Origin of the sequence: Leifsonia sp. T36S-04 (genome assembly GCF_042465655.1) — a bacterium.
Lineage (GTDB): Bacteria > Actinomycetota > Actinomycetes > Actinomycetales > Microbacteriaceae > Leifsonia.
Genome location: NZ_CP146286.1, coordinates 2,168,375 through 2,187,911, shown reverse-complemented (window position 1 = coordinate 2,187,911; position 19,537 = coordinate 2,168,375). Strand labels below are relative to the sequence as shown.

Annotated in this window: 20 protein-coding genes; 4 read left to right on the top strand and 16 right to left on the bottom strand. The window is 71.1% G+C overall.

The genetic code is table 11. The features are described from left to right. Window positions 1-21 precede the first annotated feature (21 nt). Window positions 22-648 carry a hypothetical protein gene (locus P3F85_RS10660; RefSeq protein ID WP_374007361.1) on the top strand — a complete coding sequence of 209 codons (627 nt, stop codon included), beginning with the start codon at window positions 22-24 and terminating at the stop codon, window positions 646-648. Here P3F85_RS10660 and P3F85_RS10655 read toward each other — a convergent pair. From P3F85_RS10655 to P3F85_RS10645, 3 genes are all read right to left on the bottom strand, one after another. Continuing rightward, window positions 642-2,108 (bottom strand): lipase maturation factor family protein, encoded by a 1,467-nt coding sequence (locus tag P3F85_RS10655; protein WP_374007359.1) that lies wholly within the window; start codon window positions 2,106-2,108, stop codon window positions 642-644. The genes P3F85_RS10660 and P3F85_RS10655 overlap by 7 nt on opposite strands. Before the next feature lie 90 nt (window positions 2,109-2,198). Next, entirely contained in the window at window positions 2,199-2,741 is a 543-nt protein-coding gene (locus tag P3F85_RS10650; protein WP_374007357.1) for a cysteine hydrolase family protein, read from the bottom strand. A gap of 37 nt (window positions 2,742-2,778) precedes the next feature. After that, entirely contained in the window at window positions 2,779-3,456 is a 678-nt protein-coding gene (locus P3F85_RS10645) for an endonuclease/exonuclease/phosphatase family protein (RefSeq protein WP_374007356.1), read from the bottom strand. A gap of 153 nt (window positions 3,457-3,609) precedes the next feature. Between P3F85_RS10645 and ligD the strand changes: the two genes are divergently transcribed. Beyond that, window positions 3,610-4,629, top strand: a complete 1,020-nt coding sequence (gene ligD / locus P3F85_RS10640) for a non-homologous end-joining DNA ligase (protein WP_374007354.1) — start codon at window positions 3,610-3,612, stop codon at window positions 4,627-4,629. A 19-nt stretch (window positions 4,630-4,648) separates the two neighbouring features. Here ligD and P3F85_RS10635 read toward each other — a convergent pair whose 3' ends face one another. Next, window positions 4,649-5,719, bottom strand: coding sequence for an ATP-dependent DNA ligase (locus P3F85_RS10635; RefSeq protein ID WP_374007352.1), 1,071 nt, complete (start codon window positions 5,717-5,719; stop codon window positions 4,649-4,651). A 115-nt stretch (window positions 5,720-5,834) separates the two neighbouring features. Between P3F85_RS10635 and P3F85_RS10630 the strand changes: the two genes are divergently transcribed. Further along, window positions 5,835-6,281 (top strand): SIP domain-containing protein, encoded by a 447-nt coding sequence (locus tag P3F85_RS10630; RefSeq protein ID WP_374007350.1) that lies wholly within the window; start codon window positions 5,835-5,837, stop codon window positions 6,279-6,281. A gap of 160 nt (window positions 6,282-6,441) precedes the next feature. Here the strand turns inward: P3F85_RS10630 and P3F85_RS10625 are convergent, their stop codons facing one another. The 7 genes from P3F85_RS10625 to P3F85_RS10595 form a co-directional block, all read right to left on the bottom strand. Next, a complete protein-coding gene (locus tag P3F85_RS10625) occupies window positions 6,442-7,287 on the bottom strand; it encodes an SDR family NAD(P)-dependent oxidoreductase (protein WP_374007349.1) in 846 nt (281 codons plus the stop codon). Then, complete coding sequence (locus P3F85_RS10620) at window positions 7,284-7,667, bottom strand: Fe-S oxidoreductase (RefSeq protein ID WP_374007347.1); 384 nt, start codon at window positions 7,665-7,667, stop codon at window positions 7,284-7,286. Before P3F85_RS10620 ends, P3F85_RS10625 begins: the two co-directional genes overlap by 4 nt. After that, complete coding sequence (locus P3F85_RS10615) at window positions 7,664-9,115, bottom strand: NAD(P)/FAD-dependent oxidoreductase (protein WP_374007345.1); 1,452 nt, start codon at window positions 9,113-9,115, stop codon at window positions 7,664-7,666. Before P3F85_RS10615 ends, P3F85_RS10620 begins: the two co-directional genes overlap by 4 nt. 67 nt (window positions 9,116-9,182) lie before the next feature. Further along, on the bottom strand, window positions 9,183-9,968 hold the full coding sequence (locus tag P3F85_RS10610) for a crotonase/enoyl-CoA hydratase family protein (RefSeq protein ID WP_374007343.1): 786 nt from the start codon (window positions 9,966-9,968) through the stop codon (window positions 9,183-9,185). Between the two features lie 10 nt (window positions 9,969-9,978). Next, the gene (locus P3F85_RS10605; protein ID WP_374007341.1) at window positions 9,979-10,860 is read right to left on the bottom strand and encodes an arginase family protein; all 882 of its coding nucleotides are present in this window, start codon (window positions 10,858-10,860) and stop codon (window positions 9,979-9,981) included. Beyond that, a complete protein-coding gene (locus tag P3F85_RS10600) occupies window positions 10,857-11,615 on the bottom strand; it encodes a PspA/IM30 family protein (RefSeq protein WP_374007339.1) in 759 nt (252 codons plus the stop codon). Before P3F85_RS10600 ends, P3F85_RS10605 begins: the two co-directional genes overlap by 4 nt. 59 nt (window positions 11,616-11,674) lie before the next feature. Further along, entirely contained in the window at window positions 11,675-13,699 is a 2,025-nt protein-coding gene (locus P3F85_RS10595) for a TPM domain-containing protein (protein ID WP_374007337.1), read from the bottom strand. A 147-nt stretch (window positions 13,700-13,846) separates the two neighbouring features. Between P3F85_RS10595 and P3F85_RS10590 the strand changes: the two genes are divergently transcribed. Further along, window positions 13,847-14,581 carry a gamma-glutamyl-gamma-aminobutyrate hydrolase family protein gene (locus tag P3F85_RS10590; protein ID WP_374007335.1) on the top strand — a complete coding sequence of 245 codons (735 nt, stop codon included), beginning with the start codon at window positions 13,847-13,849 and terminating at the stop codon, window positions 14,579-14,581. A 143-nt stretch (window positions 14,582-14,724) separates the two neighbouring features. Here the strand turns inward: P3F85_RS10590 and P3F85_RS10585 are convergent, their stop codons facing one another. From P3F85_RS10585 to P3F85_RS10565, 5 genes are read right to left on the bottom strand one after another with little or no spacing between them, the layout of a single operon-like run. After that, window positions 14,725-15,342: a protein-L-isoaspartate(D-aspartate) O-methyltransferase gene (locus P3F85_RS10585; RefSeq protein WP_374007334.1), complete on the bottom strand. Its 618-nt coding sequence runs from the start codon at window positions 15,340-15,342 to the stop codon at window positions 14,725-14,727. A 37-nt stretch (window positions 15,343-15,379) separates the two neighbouring features. Beyond that, entirely contained in the window at window positions 15,380-16,384 is a 1,005-nt protein-coding gene (locus P3F85_RS10580) for an N-acetylglucosamine kinase (RefSeq protein ID WP_374007332.1), read from the bottom strand. Next, window positions 16,372-17,643: a 6-phospho-beta-glucosidase gene (locus tag P3F85_RS10575; protein WP_374007330.1), complete on the bottom strand. Its 1,272-nt coding sequence runs from the start codon at window positions 17,641-17,643 to the stop codon at window positions 16,372-16,374. Before P3F85_RS10575 ends, P3F85_RS10580 begins: the two co-directional genes overlap by 13 nt. A gap of 3 nt (window positions 17,644-17,646) precedes the next feature. Then, on the bottom strand, window positions 17,647-18,555 hold the full coding sequence (locus tag P3F85_RS10570; RefSeq protein WP_374007328.1) for a carbohydrate ABC transporter permease: 909 nt from the start codon (window positions 18,553-18,555) through the stop codon (window positions 17,647-17,649). Continuing rightward, window positions 18,552-19,535 carry a carbohydrate ABC transporter permease gene (locus P3F85_RS10565; RefSeq protein WP_374007326.1) on the bottom strand — a complete coding sequence of 328 codons (984 nt, stop codon included), beginning with the start codon at window positions 19,533-19,535 and terminating at the stop codon, window positions 18,552-18,554. The genes P3F85_RS10570 and P3F85_RS10565 overlap by 4 nt, the downstream gene beginning before the upstream one ends. Between the last annotated feature and the right edge of the window lie 2 nt (window positions 19,536-19,537).

The window sequence follows — 19,537 nt, the reverse complement described above, 5'->3', positions numbered from 1 at the left end:
GCTTCGGTATCGAGGAGTTCCATGCGCTGGCCGAAATGGTTCCGCAGGAGCGTCGAGAAGACGACGCGGACGCGTCCGTTCGACGAGGACGCCCTGCCCCAGCCGGTCGCGCCCACCCTCGACCAGTCGGTCGAGGAGGGCATGCTCCTCGCCGACTACGCCACCCGCATGGCGGTGAAGAACCACATCGTGGTCGACACCATCCAGTACGGCAACTCGTACGACCCGGCGCTGCACGCCATGGAGGCGGCCGCGATGCTGCGGGAACTGGCCTCCGAGCAGGGCGTCGCCGCCGGCCGCATCGAGGAGGAGCTGGAGGCCGCCGAGAAGCTGGGCGGCGACGCCACGCATCCGCACGATTACCGGCGGGTGGATGCGGACAACCTGCGACTGCGGCGGGATGCGGCCGTCACGCTCGCGCAGCAGCTGCGGGCGAAAGCGGATTCGGAGGAGGAGCTGCTCGCCCTCGTCGAGCGCGGCAGGAAGGACGCCTGGGACGAGGTGGGCCGAGCGATCGAGGCCGGTCTGGACGCGTTCTCGGGTGCCGAGGCGCTCAAGGACGACTACGAACGTGAGAAGCCTGCGCGTCTGAAGCTCCTGATCTGGCGCGATCTCGCCCGCCTCGAGGACGAGCGCACCGGCTACTGACCGTCGGCCAGGCTCACCGGGGGCACCAGCTCGCCGACCTCGGAGCGCACCCAGATGTCACCCGACTCGCGCTTCTCGGCCCTCGTGCTGAAGCGGTAGAGGAACATGCGGGCCCGGATCGCCCGCGGCCGCTCGCCCGCGAACGGGTCGTGCCGGAGCAGCTTCAGCGTCGGGCGGTCGGCCTCCAGCAGCCGCAGCAGGAACACCTCGAACCACGGGGAGTCGCGGGAGCCGAGCGCGAGGAACCACATCAGCCAGTCCAGCCGCAGGTGGTACGGCGCAAACTGCCGGGGGAGGCGGTGCGGATCCCCCGGCTTTCCCTTGAACGCGTACTCCCGCCACTCGGCCTGGCGGTCATGGGGGTCATCAGCCGTCCCCTCCACCACGACCTCGTAGCGCTCCTTGGTCACGCTTCCGAACGCGCCGTACGCGTTGACGAGGTGCCAGCGGTTGAAGCTGGCGTTCATGAGCTGGCGGCGGGAGAACAGGTTCTTCAACGGCGGCCAGCTGAGCACGACCAGGAAGACCGTCGCTGCGACGGCGACCACGGCGTACCAGACTGGGACGGTGGCGGAGCCGATGCCGCCCACTGCGGCGCCGCCCAGCATCCACGACCACACGGAGTCGCTGATCCCGGCGAAGGCGAGCACGATGGTGATCCAGTTCAGCCACGCGAAGTTGCCGGTGAGCACGAGCCACAGCTGCGTCAGGATCATGACGCCCGCGGCGACGCTCGCGACCGGCTGCGGCGCGAACAGGAACCAGGGCACGATGAGCTGCGCGAAGTGGTTGCCGAGCACCTCCACGCGGTGCCACCACTTCGGCAGCAGGTGTGCCGTCCGGCTCAGCGGATTCGGCATCGGCTGGGTCTCGTGGTGGTAGTAGAGCGCGGTGAGGTCGCGCCACGAGCGGTCGCCGCGCATCTTGATCATGCCGGCCCCGAACTCCAGCCGGAACACCAGCCAGCGCACGAAGAACACGATGGTGATCGGGGGAGCGGTGTCCCAGGCCCCCAGGAAGGCGACCACGAAGCCCGCCTCGCAGATCAGGCTCTCCCAGCCGAACCCGTAGAAGGTCTGGCCGACGTTGACGATCGACAGGTAGAGGAACCAGATCACGAGGAACACCGGCACGAAGACGTAGGTCGGTGCGGCCTGAAGGACGCCGACGACGACCAGCGCGGAGAGCGCGGCGCCCGTCCAGGCCACCGCCCGCAGCATCCCGTCGGAGTACCGCCGGCGGAACAGGGTGGGCTGCTTTCGCGCGTACGGGTGCCGCAGAAAACGACGGACCGGGAGCAGCCCGTTGTCGCCGAGCAGTGCCGGGAACTGATTCACCGCCGACACGAACGCGGTCAGGTAGAGCGCCGCGACGCCGCGCTCGAGGATCTCGCGGGCGATCGTGTAGTCGTCGCCTGCCAGCCACCCGGTCAGCCACGCGGGAACCACCACGGACACCACCCCCGTCGTCGAACGCCCTCACCGTACGCCCGGCCCCGCGGCACGACGAGCCCTCAGGCGGGTCACCCGGGACGTCTCGCCCTGAACGGGTCAGAGCGCGACGGAGGCGGCCTCCTCGACCCCGAACAGCTGCCCCGGATAGCGGAGGCCGTCGAAGTACCGGTTCGTGTGCGCGACGATCTGCTCGCCGGTGATCTCCACACCCTCCCACTCGGTGTCGGTCGTGGTGTGGGCGTCGGAGACGAGCACGACATCGAAGCCGCGGACGGCCGCGCTCTGCGCCGTCGTCCGGACGCAGTAGTCGCTCTGGGCGCCGGCGACGACCAGGCGGCCGACGTCGAGGCGTTCCAGCACCTCGTCGAGGTCGGTGTCGGCGAAGGCGTCGCGGTAGTGCTTCAGGATGCGCGGCTCGCCATCCGCAGGAACGAGGCCGTCGGCGAGCTCGAAGGGCACACTGCCCTCCTCCATCCCGTCCTCCTCGTGCTGCACCCAGACCACCGGAGTGGCCGTGTCACGGGCCCGGTCGACGAGCTGACGGACGCGGGACAGGACGCCGTCGGCGTCGAAGCAGCCGGGCATGACGCCCTTCTGGAGGTCGATGACGAGCAGGGCGGAGGGGACGGTGTCGGTCACATCACCATCCTGCCAGCGTGCGGGCGCGACCGCCGGGTCAGGCGGCGAGCTCCGCATCCAGCCGGATGGGCCGGTGGTCCGAGGCGCCGGCGGGCAGCACATCCACTCGCTCGATCTCGAAGCCCGTCGAGGTGACGAAGTCGAAGTACCCGGAGAAGAACTTGTAACGCAGGTAGGTCGGCTGGGTCGTGCGCTTCAGGGTGTAGCCCGAGGTGGTCAGGTGGCGCTCGAGGCCGCGGATGAACCACGGGTAGTTGAAGTCGCCGACCATCACCGCCGGCGTGTCGGGCGAGAGCGAGCGCATGCCGTCGTGGGCGGCCGCGATCTGCTTGCGACGGAGCGAGTTGAGCGCGGTCAGCGGTGCGGCGTGGAAGGAGCCGACGAGGATGTCCTCGCCGCTGTCGCGGTCGCGCAGGTGCACGGCCAGCAGACGCTCGTTCGCCGGAGCGAGGACGCGGTCGTGGAGAGACTTCTGCACGGCGAAGACCTGCGAGTGCAGGATCTCGAAGCGGTCGTCGCGGACGTAGACGGCGAGTCCCAGCCGGTTGGCGCGGGTGGTGTCGGCGAGTGCCAGATGGTGCAGCCGCTGCGGCAGCGCCTCGCTGTCGCACTCCTGCAGGCAGAGCACGTCGACGTCGTAGTCCTGCGCAATGGCATCCAGCTCGCCACTCGCCGCGTGCTTGCGGAGGTTGTAGCTCACGATCCTCAGGGTCATGCACCTCTTCTCGAAGACCACTTGCAGCGCGCTCGGAGATGAACGCCTGCCCTGCCATTGTGGCCCACTTGAGCGCACCCGTAAGCGGGCCCGCTGCATCGCACAAGGAATTCACATCGCGGCCATCGCCGGTTCGACCGGTACGGTGGTCGAATGGCGAGCGATGCGGTTGTCCTCACGGTTCCCGGGCCCCACGGCGACCGGGAGGTGCGTATCTCCAGTCCCGGCCGGGTGATCTTCCCGGAGCCGGGGATCACCAAGCTCGACCTGGCGACGTATCTCGTCGAGGTCGGCGAGGCGTTCGTCCGGGCGAACGGCGACCGTCCGGTGTCGCTGCAGCGGTTCCCCGACGGGATCGACGGCGAGCAGTTCTTCTCCAAGAATCCTCCGCGCGGCACGCCGGACTACGTCCGCGCGGTGCCGGTCGTGTATCCCAGTGCCCGGTCGCATCCCCAGCTCGTGATCGACGAGCCGGCGGCGGCCGTCTGGGCCGCCCAGATGAACACCGTCGTGTTCCACCCGTGGCCGTCGCGCGCCGAGGACTCGGACAACCCGGACCAGCTCCGCATCGACCTCGACCCGCAGCCGGGGACCGGGTTCGCCGATGCGATCCCTGCCGCGATCGAGCTGCGGAAGGTGCTGCAGGAGGCGGGGCTGACCGCATTCATCAAGACGTCGGGCAACCGCGGCCTGCACGTCTTCGCACCGATCGAGGCCGTCCGCGAGTTCCTCGACGTGCGCCACGCCGTCATCGCAGCTGCCCGCGAGCTGGAGCGTCGCATGCCCGACCGGGTCACCACAGCCTGGTGGAAGGAGGAGCGCGGGGAGCGGATCTTCGTCGACTTCAATCAGGCGAACCGCGACCGGACCATGGCCGGCGCCTACAGCCCGCGCGCGCTGGCCCACGCGCCGGTCTCCGCTCCGATCACGTGGGACGAGCTCGGGCAGGTGTCGCCGGAGCAGTTCACGGTGCTCACCATGCCGGAGCGGCTGCGCACGGTCGGCGACCCGTGGGAGGCGTTCGCGGAGAGTCCCGGTCGCATCGACGAGCTGCTCGGGTGGTGGGAGCGCGACCTCTCGAACGGGCTGGGCGAGCTGCCCTTCCCGCCGGACTACCCGAAGATGCCCGGGGAGCCGCCGCGCGTGCAGCCGAGCCGGGCCAAGAAGTCCTAGCGGGGCGGTCGCCGTCCGATCAGGTCAGCACGTCGCCCAGGTCGTAGGCGATGGGACGGTCGAGCTGCTCGAAGGTGCACGACCGCGCCTCGCGGTCGGGACGCCAGCGCTCGAACTGCGCGGTGTGGCGGAACCGCATCCCCTCCATCTGGTCGTAGCGCACTTCCAGGACCCGCTCGGGCCGAAGGCGCACGAAGGACACGTCCTTGCTGCCGGAGAACCGGCTGCGGTCGGTCGCTCCGGTGACGGCGGCGCCGCTGTCGTCGCGCTCCACGAGCGGCTCCAGTTCGTCGATCAGGGAGAGACGTTTCGCGTCGGTGAAGGCGGACACTCCGCCCACGTTGCGCAGCTCGCCGTCGTCGCCGTAGAGCCCGACGAGCAGGGAGCCGACACCGCGGCCGCTCGTGTGGATCCGGTAGCCGAGCGCGACGACATCCGCGGTTCGGTGGTGCTTGATCTTCAGCATCGTCCGCTTGTTGGGCGCGTAGGGACCGGCCAGTGGCTTCGCCACGACGCCGTCGAGCCCGGCTCCCTCGAACTCGACGAGCCAGCGCTGGGCCACGTCCTCGTCGGTCGTCGTCCGGGTCAGCTGGAGGGGCGCGGGCAGTTCGCCCGCGAAGTCCTCCAGCGCTGCACGCCGTTCGGCGAACGGCCGGTCGAGGAACGACTCGTCGCCGATCGCGAGCAGGTCGAACGCGACGAAGGTCGCCGGGGTCTGCTCGGCGAGCAGCTTCACGCGGCTGGCGGCGGGGTGGATGCGCTGCGACAGCGCCTCCCAGTCGAGCCGTTGCCGTCCGGGTTCGCCGGTCGGGACGACGATCTCCCCGTCGAGGACGCACGGGCCGGGGAGGAGCCGCTGGAACGCCTCCACGAGTTCGGGGAAGTACCGGGTCAGCATCTTCGAGCCCCGGCTGCCGATCTCGACATCGCCGACGGTTCCGTCTCCGGCGTCGGCCGCGTAGATGAGGGCGCGGAACCCGTCCCACTTGGGCTCGTAGCTCAGGCCGCCGGCGACGCTGTCGGGCGCGGGCACCTTAGGGACGGCCTTCGCGAGCATGGGAGCGACCGGGGACGACGCGGAGGGCTGCATGCTCCGATCATGCCGCGAACCCCCGACCTCCGGAAGGGATGCGGCCAGCGTTCGCTGAGGATGGGCTCGGAGCCGACGGTGGTCAGGTAAGGCTCGCCTTATAGTGGACAGCGAGATGCACCGTCCCGATCACGCCACCCACACCGCCTCGACCGCGCACGCCGACGACCGCGTGCAGTTCCTCGTCGTCGGCGATGAGACGTCGCTGACGGAGCTGGAGGCCGAGTTGGCCCTCCTGCCGCTGTGCGCCAGGGGTCGCGTCTTCGTCGAAGTCGAGGACGCGTCGCAGATCGCCCAGCTCGCGACCCCGCTGCGCATGACCGTCACCTGGCTCACGCGCGCCGACCGCAGCGGGCGCCCCGGGACCGGTGAGCGCTGCGCGCACGGCGAAGCCGGGACGCGCGCGGTGCGCGCCTGGTGCGACGAGATGCTGTGCGACGGCCCGGGGGAGACCCGCGCGATCGTGGCCGGCGGCTACACCCTGGCGACGGAGGTGCGCGAGCACCTCATCCACTCGGCCGGGATGTCTCCCGACGCGATCCTGACTCCCGCCACCCGCTGACCCGCGCATCCATGGGTCTCAACACGCCGTAGAGCCGCGCGGATAACGGCGTGTTGCGTCCCACGGATTATGTGGTTGACGCAACACGCCGTGTGCCGAGGCGGCCGAACGGCGTGTTGCGTCAACCAGATGCGTCGCGCGGAGCGCGAGGCGTCAGGCGTCAGGCCGGGACGTCGAGGCCGACGAGAGCCTCGCTCGCAGCCCACAGATCGCGGCCCAGCTGCGCGTTCTTCGCCTGCGGATTGGTGCGGCCGTTCGCGGTGAGCCGGTCGAAGTAGGTGCCGCTCGGCGCGCCCACCTGACCGGGCCCGGCGAGCCAGACGAGGGGAGCGGCGCCCGCCTCGACGGGAATGCCGAACGTGCTGCGGGTCACCAGGTGCCCGAGCCGGATCAGCGGCGACGAGTTGCCGAAGTTGGTGGCGATGGTTCCTGGATGGAACGAGTACGCGCTCACGCCGGTCCCGGTCAGTCGCTCCGCCAGTTCGGATGCGAACAGTATCGTCGCCAGCTTCGCGGTGCCGTACGCCCGCCAGCCGCCCTGCCACGGCCGGCGCTCCCAGTCGAGGTCGTCGATGCGCAGGCTGCCGAAGCGGTTGGCCAGGCTGGCGGTCGACACCACCCGCACCTCCCGGCCCGTGGCGGCGGTCTCCAGGAGCCGGGGACGCAGCAGCGCGGTGAGCAGGAACGGCGCCAGGTGGTTGGCCTGGATCGTCCGCTCGTGCCCGTCCACCGTCAGCTGCCGATCGTGGTTGAGACCGCCCGCGTTATTGGCGAGCACGTCGATGCTGTCGTAGCGGTCCAGGAGCGCGGCGGCGAGGGCCCGGACGTCGTCGAGCCGTTCGAAGTCGGCGAGGAACGGCGTCGCACCGATCCGCTCGGCGACAGCACGGGTCCGCTCGGGGTTGCGGCCCACCACGGCGACCTCGTCGCCTCCCGAGGCCAGCCGCTCGGCGGCCACCACTCCGATGCCGGAGCTCGCCCCGGTGATCACGATGGTGCGGGTCATCGGTAGCCGCCTTTCTCGAGGCCGGCCTCGATCTCGAATCGGTTGCGCAGCGGATCGCGTCCCGCCAGAAGGTAGAGGAACGGGAACAGCATCCCGTAGCGCTGCCACTGCCGCTTGTGCACGGCCTCGTGCTCCAGCACGTCGTCGCTCACGTTGTGGTCGGTGAGGTAGACCCCGCCGACGCACGACCCGCCCCGGCCGAAGGTCCGCTTGGGCATCCCGCGGAAGACCGTGAGACCGGCCCTCCGTTCGATACGGCCGGTGCTCCAGAGGAAGCCCCAGGCGTGCCCGACAGCGGACGCGTAGAGGTATCCGAGGCGGCTGATGGGGGAGTCGAGGAAGACCCGGGCGAGTACTCCGCCGCCGGCGTCCCCGGTCATTCGGAGGGCCGCCCGTACGCCTCGAGCAGCCGCAGCCAGACCTCGCTGACCGTCGGGTAGGACGGGACGGCGTGCCACAGCCGGTCGAGCGGAACCTCGCCGACGACCGCGACGGTGGCCGAGTGCAGCAGCTCGCCGACATCCTGCCCCACGAAGGTGACACCCAGGACGACCTTGCGGTCCTCATCCACCACCATGCGTGCCTGGCCCTCGTACCCGTCGGCGACGACGTACGCCCCGGAGACGCCGCCGATCGAATAGTCCACCACCCGGATCCGGTAGCCGGCCTTCTCGGCCCTGGCCGCGGTGAGCCCGACGGACGCCACCTCCGGATCGGTGAACGTCACCTGGGGAACCGCCTCGTGGTCGGCGGTCGCGACGAACGCTCCCCACGGCTCCAAAGACACATCCCGGCCTGTCGCCCGAGCGGCGATCGCGTCGCCCGCGGCGCGGGCCTGGTACTTGCCCTGGTGGGTGAGCAGCGCGCGGTGGTTCACGTCGCCGACGCCGTACAGCCAGCCGCCGTCGAGCACCTCGCCGTCCGCGCCGAGCACGCGCATGCTGTCGTCCACGTTCAGCCAGGCGCCCTCCTCAAGGCCCAGCGCGTCGAGCCCCAGGTCGAAGGTGCGCGGGAGGCGGCCGGTCGCCACCAGGAACTCGTCGGTCTCGATGACGGTCCCGTCGCCGAGCTCCAGCCGGAAGCCGTCCTCATCGGTGCGCTCCACCCTCGAGGTCTCGGAATCGAGGTGGAGGTGGACGCCCAGCTTCTTTAGCGAGTCCGCCACCATTTCGCCGGCGAACGGCTCCTCGACGCCCAGCAGGCCGCTCCGCGCGATCAGGTGCACCTCGGTGCCGAACCCCGCGTACGCGGTCGCCATCTCGGTCGCGACGACACCGCCGCCGAGGATGGCCAGCGAGACGGGCACGCGCTGGACGCTCGTCGCCTCCCGGCTCGACCACGGCTCGCTCTGGCGCAGGCCCGGGATGTCGGGCATCAGCGCCGCCGATCCGGTCGCCACCGCGACAGCGTGCGCAGCCCGGAGCACGGTGACGGTGCCGTCGTCGGCCGTCACGGTGACCTCCTTCGGCGCCGTGATGACGCCCCAGCCGCGGACGAGGTCGATGCCAGCGCCGGTCAGCCACTTAACCTGGCCGTCGTCCTGCCAGTTGCTCGTCATGTCGTCGCGCCGCTTGAGCACCGCCGCCACATCGAGCGGACCCGTCACCGCCTCCCGCGCGCCGCCGACCTTCTGCGCGGCCCGGACCAGCGCGCCGCTCCGGAGCAGCGTCTTCGAGGGCATGCAGGCCCAGTACGAGCACTCGCCGCCCACCAGCTCGGCTTCGACGATCACGGTCTTCATGCCGCCCTGGACGGCCCGATCCGCGACATTCTCGCCGACCGCCCCCGCCCCGATCACGATGACGTCGTAGTCTCTGGTCTCGCTCATGCCTTCTCCTGCTCTGCGGCGGTGCCGCTCGCCTGTATTCGTCGTGCGGGGCCGAACGGATGGTGTCTCAGCGGCCCACGAACCGCGCCTCGGTGCGGGTGAGGAACGCCTCCATGCCGATGCGGGCATCCTCGCTGCCGGACAAGCGGACGAGGGCCGGCTGCAGCTCGGCCTCGGCGGCCGCATCCCCCTCCCGGACCGCCCGCTTGGCGTTGGCCAGTGCGGCCTGCACCGCGAGCGGCGCCTGCGCGGCGATCCGCTCGGCGAGTTCGAGCGCCCGGCCGAACTGAGCGCCGTCCTCCACGACCTCCTGGACCAGCCCCAGCCGGTATGCCTCGGCTGCGTCGAACATGTCGCCGGTGAGGATGTAGCGCATGGCGTTGCCCCAGCCCACCGCACGCGGGAACCGGAGGGTGGCGCCGCCGAACGGCAGGATGCCGCGGGTCACCTCGATCTGCCCGAACCGGGTCCCGGACGCGGCGACCACGACGTCGGACGCGAGCATGAGCTCGATACCGAGGGTCAGGCAGGTGCCCTGCACCGCGATCACGACCGGCTTCGTCAGCTGACGGCCGGAGACCTGCCACGGGTCGACGCCGTTCTCGCCCACGAACGACAGGCCGTCCGCGCCGATCCGCGGACCGAGGTCGGCGAGGTCGAGGCCCGCGGTGAAGTGGTCCCCGACCGCATGGACGAGCCCCACGCGGAGCTCGGGGTCCCGCTCCAGCTCGCCGTACGCGTCGGCGAGCCGGCTCAGCAGTTCGAAGTCGGCCGCGTTGCGCTTGTCGGGGCGGTTCAGCCCGATCAGCAGGATGTGCCCCCGCCGCTCGGTGAGGATCTTGGGCTCGCTCATGCCTCCCAAGCTATCGTCCCTCCCCGCCCGCCGGCGCCAGCTGCGAGGCGGTCGGCCCGGTGAGCGACGCGAGGATGCGCAGGATGACCGCGAGGTCGTGTTCGGCGGCGTCCGGCGACTCGGGTGCGAACTCCATCAGCCCTGCTCCTGCGAGGTCGAAGCGGCGTCGCAGGGCCCGGATCGCCTCGGTGAGCCGCTCCGGCAGCACACCGAATGGCTCGGGCGATCCGATGCCGTCGATCGCCGACGGGTCGAGCACGTCGAGGTCGATGTGCACATAGACCGAAGTCGCGCCGGTCTCTGCGACCGCGCGCACGAGCGCCTCGGGGTCGTCCAGTCCCGCGGTCTCGATCACCGGGATGCCGTGCGCGTCGACGTACTGCGACTCGCCGTCGTCGAGCGCACGCGTGCCGGCGAGCACCACCTGCGCCGGGGTGAGGAGATTGGACCCGGCGGAGGCGAGACCGTCCGGTCCATCGCCCAGAAGCGCTCGCAGGACCATCCCGCAGAAGGCGCCGGAGGGCGACGAGTCGACGTCGTTGAGGTCGCCGTGCGCGTCGAACCACACCACCGCGACTTCACCCGGGGGACGCGTCGAGATCGCGTGCTGGACCGCCGCGAGCTCGGCGCCGCAGTCGCCGCCGATCGTGATGACCGGGCCCTCGAGCAGGGCGAGCTCCGCCTCCGTCGCATCCCGGACGGCGGTCAGCGACGAGAAGCGGTTGACCCCGGTCCCCAGGGACTCGCCGGCCGCGGCGGGCACCGGCACCTGGTGGGTGCGTGCGGCGGGCAGGTCGCCGCGGATGGCCTCGGCGCCGTCGATGAGTCTCATCGCCCGCGACGAGGCCGACCCCTGCCACTGCGGGACGACCAGGAACGACGCGGCGCTCACCCTTCGGAGCCCGAGGTCACGGCGGACTGCGAGCCGGCAGCCGCTCCGCCGGTCTTCAGGGCGGCGAGCCGCGCATCCACCTCGGTCAGCTCGCCCAGGTCGTCCAGCTGCTCGAACTGGGCGTCGAGGCTGGAGGCGGCGAGCTCCTGCTGCCCGCGGACCTTGGCCTCTTCGCGGCGGATCTTGTCCTCGAAGCGGGAGACCTCGCTGGTCGGGTCCATCAGGTCGACGCTCTTCACCGCATCCATCACCTGGGCCTGCGCCTGCGCACTCTTCGCCCGTGCGATCAGCTCGGAGCGCTTGCTCTTCAGCTGCTCGAGCTTCTCCTTCATCTGGTTCAGGCCGGTCTTCAGCTTCTCGACGACCTCGGTCTGCGCGGCGATCTGGGGTTCGGCGGCCTTCGCCTCGTTCTCCGACGAGATCTGCCGCTGCAGCGCCACCTTGGCGAGGTTGTCGAACTTGTCCGCGTTGGCCGTGTCGCCCGACGCCCGGTACTGGTCGCCTTGACGGCTCGCGGCAAGAGCCTTGTCGCCCCACTCGCTCGCCGCCTCCACGTCTTCGCGGTGGTCGTCCTCGAGCAGCCGCAGGTTGCCGATGGTCTCGGCGATCGCGCTCTCTGCGTCGGCGATGCTGTTGGTGAAGTCGCGGACCATCTGGTCGAGCATCTTCTCCGGGTCCTCCGCCTGGTCGAGGAGGGCGTTGACGTTCGCCCGCAGCAGTTGTGAGATCCGCCCGAAGATGGACTGCTTCGCCATGTGCTCTTCCTTTCGTTTCCGCCCCCGATGGGCGCTGGTGAATCGTGCCGGGCGAACGGTCAGAACCGTCCGCCTCCGCGCCGGCTGCGTGTGCCGCCTCCGCCGAAACTGCCCGGGCTGAAGCCGCCTCCGCCGCCCCCGCCGAAGCCGCCCCCGCCGAAGCCGCCGCCGCCCATCCCGCCGCGCAGGACGGAGTCGATGAGGATGCCGCCGAGGATGGCGCCCATGGCGCCGCTTCCGCCGCGGCCGGACGTGCCGCCGCCGAACATTCCGCCCATGCCGCCCATCTGCGGCTGGAAGCCGCCGACGTCCTGCTGCGCGAGCTGCGTCGCCTCGTCGGCCAGCTGCGATGCCCGCTGCGCCTGAGCGAGTGCGGACACCGCATCCGTCGCCGCTGTCTGCTCGGCCTGGACGACGAGCCGGGCCGCCTCCGCGAGCCGGGTGCGGGCCTCCGGTCCGACGGCCCCGCGCCGGGCGGTCACGAAGTCTTCGCACGCCGACACTCGTGCCTTCGCGGTGAGCAGTGTCTGCTGCAGCGCCGACTGTGCGCGCTGGGCCTGGGCGCGCGCGTCCCGGACCCCCTGGAGCACGCCATCGATGGATCGGTTGGCGGCGTCGAGCCGGTGGGCCAGTTCGAGCGGGTTGACCCGTCCGGCGGAGAGGTTCGCCTGCACGTCGGCGACCGTCTGCTCGGTTCCGGCGACGGTCGCCGCGATGGTGCCGCCGGGGTCGCTGGAGGCGGCAAGCGCCTTCGCCTCGGCGATGTCGCTCCGCAGCTCGGCGAGGGTGCCGTCCAGCGACTGCTGAGCCGCCGCCAGATCGGCGCCGAGCCGGTCGACGGCGTCGAGCAGCAGCCCGGCCTGATCGGCCGACTCCTCGGCGGCGCGGATGCCGACCGCGGCGGCTCCGGCATCGGCGGCGGTCGCCTTCTGCGCGGCTCCGGCGAGCGCCGTGTCGGTGAAGTCGAGGCGCTGGGTGGCCTGGTCGATGTTGTCGTGCACGGTCGCCAGCGACGCATCGGTGTACGTCTGTGCGAGGCGGTCGAGCGTGGCACGGGTCGTCGTGAGTCGCTGACGGAGGGCCGTGGCCTGCGCGGTGATCTCGGCCGTGGCCTCCGGGATGCGCTTCTCCAGCGCCCGCAGCTCGTCGAACGCGTCCGCCTGGGCGTCCAGTGCCTGGTTCGCCGCGCCGCACAGCTGGACGATGTGGATGTTCCACTCACGCCGTTGCTCGTCCGTGTCGGGTTCCGCGTCGTCCAGGCGCTGCTTGAGACTGAACGCCTCGCGCAGCTGGCCCTTGGCCGTGTCCAGCGCGGCCTGGAACGGAATCACCGCGTCCGCCCCGTACTGGGCGGTGGCGAAGCCCAGCTCGTCCTCGCTCGTGCGAATCGCGTCGTCCGTCTGCACAAGGGCTGACCCGGCACGACGCTCCAGCTCGGAGAGGGGGATGGTCTGCAGTTCGCTCTGTGGCGTCGCCGGACCGGTCGCCGCCTGCTTCTTGCGCGTGCCGCGGGAGCGGACGAGCACGAAGACGACCACGCCGACGATGACCACTCCGATGAGGAACACCCAGAAGAAGACCGCGCCGCCGCTCCCACCGCCCATCGCATCGCCCAGTCCGGTCGCGGCGGCGACTCCGGCTCCCGCCCAGTCGTTCGCGTGCAGCTTCGGCTCGATGTCGTTCTGCTCGATGCTGTCGAGCTGATCGGCGCTCACCGGTCCGTCGTCGTCGCCGGACAGGTAGTAGGTGCGGCCGTCGGTCGCGACGGCCAGCAGGTAGTCGCGCTGGCCGAGTCCATTGCGGGCGGCCGTCTCGTTGGCCCAGTCGGCCGCCTCGGTCGGGTCGGTGAAGGTGGGGACGTAGACGACGTAGAGGTCGATGCGGTGGTCGTCGTAGAGCTTCTTCGCCGCGTCGGAGATGCGCGCCTCGTCGGCACTGCTCAGCACGTGCGACTGGTCGACGATGTGGCTCGGGCCGAGATCGACCGGACTCTGCGCGACGGCGGGGGTGGCCGCGAGCACGCTCGGTCCGGCGATGAGTCCCAGCGCCAGCAGCGCCCCGGTCAGCAGACGTCGCACGGGCATGCACCCACTCTCTCGGGGTCAGCTGATACTCAGCCGAGTCTATGCGGGCGACCCGGGCCCTGCCAGTGTTTCCGCCTGTTACGGGGGTCCGTGCGAACACGCCCGGCTGCTGGTGGGATGGAGGAGTCCGGTCGAGAGGAGGAGCGCATGTCCCCGCAGCCGACCCTTGCCGTCGTCGAGGCGACACGGGTCCGCTCCCACGACCCCGCCTACCACGACTACGTGCAGCTTCTCGTGGGGAATGTGATCGCCGAAGCGCGGTCCCACGGCTGGAGCGTCGAGCGCCTGGCCGCCGACAACGGGACAGAGGCGCTGCTCGCGGCCACCGCCTCGGCGGATGCGATCGTCATCGTGGGCGGGGAGGACATCCACCCCGGCTTCTACGGCGCCGCCACCGGCTATCCGAACGAGTCCCGGCATCTGCCCGTGGCCGACGCCGCGCAGATCGCGCTGGTACTCGCCGCACTCGAGCGGCGGACGCCCCTGCTCGGGATCTGCCGCGGCCTGCAGATCGTGAACGTCGCCCTGGGCGGCACGCTCGTCCAGGACCTCGGCGAGGAGTGCGGCCACGTCAACCGCGGCGTCCCGATCCCGCAGGTGCTCACGACCCATGCCGTGAACGTCGAGCCGGGCAGCCGCGTCGCGCAGCTCCTCGGAGAGCCGACGGTCGAGGTCCGCAGCGCCCACCACCAGGCCGTGGATGTCCTCGGCGCGGGCCTCGCGGTCACGGCCCGCTCCCACGACGGCCACATCGAGGCGGTGGAGCACCGCGACGCCCCGGTCCTCGCCGTGCAGTGGCACCCGGAGGACGTCGCCGCCCCCGCCGGCCAGCTCGCCGCCCTCCTCGACGGCCTCCGCACCCGCACCCTCCTCCCCGCCTGACCCGCGCGTTCCTCCGCCCGCCTCCACCTCCGCCCGCCTCCGCCTCCGCCGAAGTGCACGTTGCGGCGGCTATTCGCGCCGCATATCCGCCACCGTGTGCACTTCGTCGCCATGGGGGAGGCGGAGGGGGGCGGAGGGGGGCGTTAGCGGGGCCAGGCGTGGGCGCCGACGAGGGGGACGAAGGCGACCGCGCCGAGGGCGGTCTCCGTCAGGGCTCCGTCGTCGCCGCGCGTGAATGCGGCCAAGTGCTGCGACCGTCCCGGCCGGCCCACCGGCATCACGATCCGGCCCCCCGGGGCCAGCTGCTCCACCCACGGCGCCGGGACGGACGGCCCGGTCGCCGCGGCCACGATCGCGTCGTACGGCGCGCCGGCGGGCCAGCCGAGCGTCCCGTCGCCGGTGACCACCTCGACCCGGTAGCCGAGCGCCTCCAGAGTGGCGGCCGCGCCGACGGCGAGATCGGGATGCCTCTCGATGCTGACGACGCGGTGGGCGAGTTCCGCGGTGACCGCCGCGGCATATCCCGAGCCGGTGCCGACGTCGAGCACCGTGTCCTCCGGCCCGATGCGGGCGGCCTCTAGCATCAGCGCGACGATGTACGGCTGCGAGATGGTCTGCCCGTCGCCGATCGGCATCGGGTGGTCCTGGTAGGCGTAGGGCGCCGCCGCGGCCTCCACGAACAGGTGGCGGGGCACACGGCGCATCGCATCGAGGACGCGCTGGTCCTCGATCCCGCGGCGGGCGAGCTGCTCCTCGACCATCCGCGCGCGTTCGGTGGAGCGATCGTGGTTCGTGGGGCTATTGAACCACTGCGGCGGGGCGCTCCTCCAGAGTGCTTCTGGCGGCCTCGATCGCGGAGGGGCCGGCGCCCGCCGACTCGAGGGCGAGCAGCGCGGCGCCGAGGATGGGCGCTGCCGTAACCAGCTCCATCCGCGCGTGCGGCGCGCGTTCGCCGAGCTGACGATCGATCGTCCCGAGCAGCCGCTCGTCGCGACTGCCGATGACCCCGCCGCCGAGCACCACGGGGACCGGCCGGTCGAGCAGATCGAGGCGGCGCAGGGTGGTGACCGCCATCGTCACGATCTCCTCGGCCTGGTCCTCGACCACGCGGATGGCGACCGGGTCGCCCTGGCGCGCGCAGGCGAAGAGCGTCGGGGAGAGCCGGGCGAGGTCGTGGCCCGCCAGCCGTCCGAAGTGGATGGCCTCGATCACATCCTGCACCGTCTCCAGTCCGAAAGCGGCCGGGACCGCCTCGGCCAGCACGGTCGCCTCCCCGCGGCCGTCGACCGCGCGCGCGGCGAACCAGAGGGCGCGCTCGCCGAGGTGCCAGCCGCCGCCCCAGTCGCCCGAGATCATCCCGAGGGAGGGGTACCGCACGACGCGGCCGTCGGCGCGCACGCCGACGCAGTTGATGCCGGTGCCGCAGACGACCGCGACGGCGTCCGGCTCTCCCGTGCCGGCGCGGAGCAGGGCGAACAGGTCGTTGTCGACCGTCGCCCCCGCCCACGCGGTTCCCGCGATGGCGCTCCGGAAGGCCTCGATCTCGCTCGGCAGGTCGAGGCCGGAGAGGTACAGATTCGCCGCAGCGATCGGGCGCGGACCGGTCTGCTCCAGCAACTGCCCGATCAGGCCGGCGACGAAGTCGGCGGATCCGCGCGTGCCGAGCACGTGAGGACTGGAGGTGTGGCCGCGCGCCTCCGCGACCACCGTCCCGTCGAGCTCGAGCGCGACCGCGTCCGTCTTCGAGCCGCCGCCGTCGACGGCGATGACCAGCGGTGACGACCCGCCGCTCACCGGGCCCACTCCAGATGCTCGCGGTTGTGCGCGATCAGGAGGTCGGTGAGCCGCTCGGCCCGGTCGTACTGACCGACGAGTGGATGCGCCAGCATCGCACGCAGGACGCGGTCGCGGCCGCCGTGAACGGCAGCGTCGAGGGCGAGGCGCTCGTAGCCGGCGACGTGGGCGATCAGCCCCGCGTGGTCGGCCGGCAGCGGGTCGATCGGCAGCGCGGTGACGCCGCGCGCATCCACCGTCGCCGGCACCTCGATGACGTGGTCGTCGGGGAGGAAGGGCAGCGCTCCGTCGTTGCGCAGGTTGACCACCTGCACGTCGCCGCGGTCGCCGGTGAGGGATGCGATCAGATCGACGGCCGCCTCGGAGTAGAACGCTCCGCCGCGCTGGGCCAGCTGCTCCGGCTTGGTGTCGACTGCCGGGTCGCCGTACAGCTCCAGCAGTTCGCGCTCCACCCGCTGCACGGCTTCGGCGCGCGTGGGGGAGTCGAGCTGCTCGCGCAGCACCTCGTCGTGGGCGTAGTAGTAGCGCAGGTAGTAGCTGGGGACGTCGCCCAGCAGGCGCAGGAGCGACGCGGGCAGGTCGACCTCTCCGGCGAGCTGCTCCAGCCGGGAGTCGAGCAGCTCGGGGAGGGCGTCACGGGTGCCCGTCGCATCCGTCACGCGCACCGAGCGCTCCCACGTCAGGTGGTTGAGGCCCATGTGTCCGAGCTGCACCTGGCCGGGGGTGACCTCCAGCAGCGCAGCGAACCGGCGCTGGAACCCGATCGCGACATTGCAGAGTCCGACCGCACGGTGACCCTCCTGGAGCAGCGCGCGCGTGACGATGCCGACCGGATTGGTGAAGTCGACGATCCACGCATCCGGCTTGGCGTGCTTACGGACCTCCTCCGCCACCCTCAGGACCACCGGAACCGTCCGCAGCGCCTTGGCGAAGCCGCCGGGACCCGTCGTCTCCTGGCCGATGCAGCCGCACTCGTGCGGCCACGTCTCGTCCCCGTGCCGGGCCGCTTGGCCCCCCACACGGAGCTGCAGCAGCACGACGTCCGCATCCGCCACGCCCGCCACGAGATCCGAGGTAGGGACGACACGGCCGGTGTGCCCGGCCGCGCGGAACATCCGCTGGCTCATCCCGCCGACGAGCCGGAGGCGCTCCGGATCGGGATCGACGAGCCACAGCTCCTCGATCGGCAGCACGTCCCGCAGCCGGGCGAAGCCGTCGATGAGTTCGGGGGTGTAGGTGGAGCCGCCTCCGACGACCGTCAGTTTCACGAGTTATCCCTTCACGCCGGTGAGTGTGATGCCCTCCACGAAGACGCGTTGGGCGAAGAAGAAGATGAGGACGACCGGCAAGGTGACGAGCATCGTCATCGCCATGGTGAGCCCCCAGTCGGTGCCGTGGACGCCGCGGAACGACGCCAGACCGTACGCTACCGGCCACGCGGCCGGGTTCTCGGACGTGTACAGCAGCGGACCGTAGTAGTCGTTCCACGACGCGAAGAACAGGAAGATCGCGGTGGCAGCGATTCCTGGCTTCGCCATCGGGATGACGACCCGCCACAGGACGCCGAACTCGCCGTTGCCGTCGATGCGCGCGGCGTCCGAGTACTCGGTGGGGATGGTCAGGAAGAACTGCCTCAGCAGGAAGATCGAGAACGCGTCGCCCAGCAGGTTCGGCAGGATCAGCGGCCACAGCGTCCCGGTCAGCCCCAGCTGCGACCACATCACGTAGATCGGGATCGCGGTCACCTGCGGCGGCAGCAGCATCGCGATGATGATGACCGTGAACAGGACACCCGAGCCGCGGAACCGGATCTTGGCGAGCGCATAGGCGGCCGGGATGCTCGACACCAGCATGAACACGGTGGCCAGCACCGCGTACAGCGCCGAGTTCGCGAACCACTGCGCGAGCGGGACCGTCGTGAACACCTTCACGTAGTTGTCCCACTGGAACGGCTGCGGCCACAGCGACGCGGTCAGCGTCTGCTCGCTCGACATCAGCGACGTCAGGAACACGAACACGATGGGTGCGATGAACAGCACCGCGAGGACGACGAGCACGGCATGCTCCGCGATCCAGGCCAGGATGTGGCGGGCGCGTGCCGAACGCGGGCTCGGGATGCGGCGGGGCGCGGGTGGGCGCTCGGGCGCCGCGGTACCGGGGCTGAGAGTTGCGGAGGTCATTGCGCGCCTTCCGGGGTGAACGCCGTGAAGCGGCGGAGCAGCAGGACGAGGATGACGGCCGCGACGACGAACAGCAGCACCGCCAGGGCGGAGGCGTACCCGAGCTGGTACGTCCCGAATCCACGCACATACAGCCACTGCGTGTAGGTCAGGAGGGAGCCGTCCGGGTAGCCGAGGTTGGTCGAGATGCCCTGGCCCACCACCGCCTTGCCGGACGCCACGGAGGAGGCCACCGCCGCCTCCGTGAAGTACTGGATCGCCGCGATCACACCCGTCACCGCCGCGAACAGCAGCACCGGCGAGATCGACGGCATGGTCACGTAGCGGACCTTCTGCACCCCGCTCGCCCCGTCGAGCGAGGCCGCCTCGTACTGCTCGCGCGGCACATCCAGCAGCGCGGCCAGGAAGATGATCATGATGTCGCCCATGACCCAGATCCCCAGGAGCACCAGCGAGGGCTTCGACCACGCGGGGTCGTTGAACCACAGCGGGCCCTTGATCCCGAACCAGGTGAGCACCTGGTTCACCGGCCCGGTGCCCGGGTTGAACAGGAACACGAACGCGACGACGCTGGCGACCGGCGGCACGAGGGCCGGCAGGTAGAACACGGTCCGCCAGATGCCGGAGGCGCGGCGCGCGCGGGCGAGGAGGCCGGCGATCAGCAGTGCGAACGCGGTCTTCACGGGCACCCAGATCACCACGAACCAGAGCGTGTTCAGCGTCGCCAGCCACACGTTCGGGTCCTGAGTGAACAGGTACTCGTAGTTGCGCAGCCCGATCCACTGCGGCGCCGACACGAGGTCGAAGCGCGTGAACGAGTAGTAGATGGATGCGATGAGCGGGTAGACGAAGAAGATCAGCAGTCCCAGCAGCGCGGGCGCCAGGAGCGCCAGCGTCACGAGGGCCCGCCGCCGGCGTGCGGGGGAGCGCCGTGCGGGGCGGGCGGCGACCCGCCCCGCACGATCGATGGTCGCTGTCATGG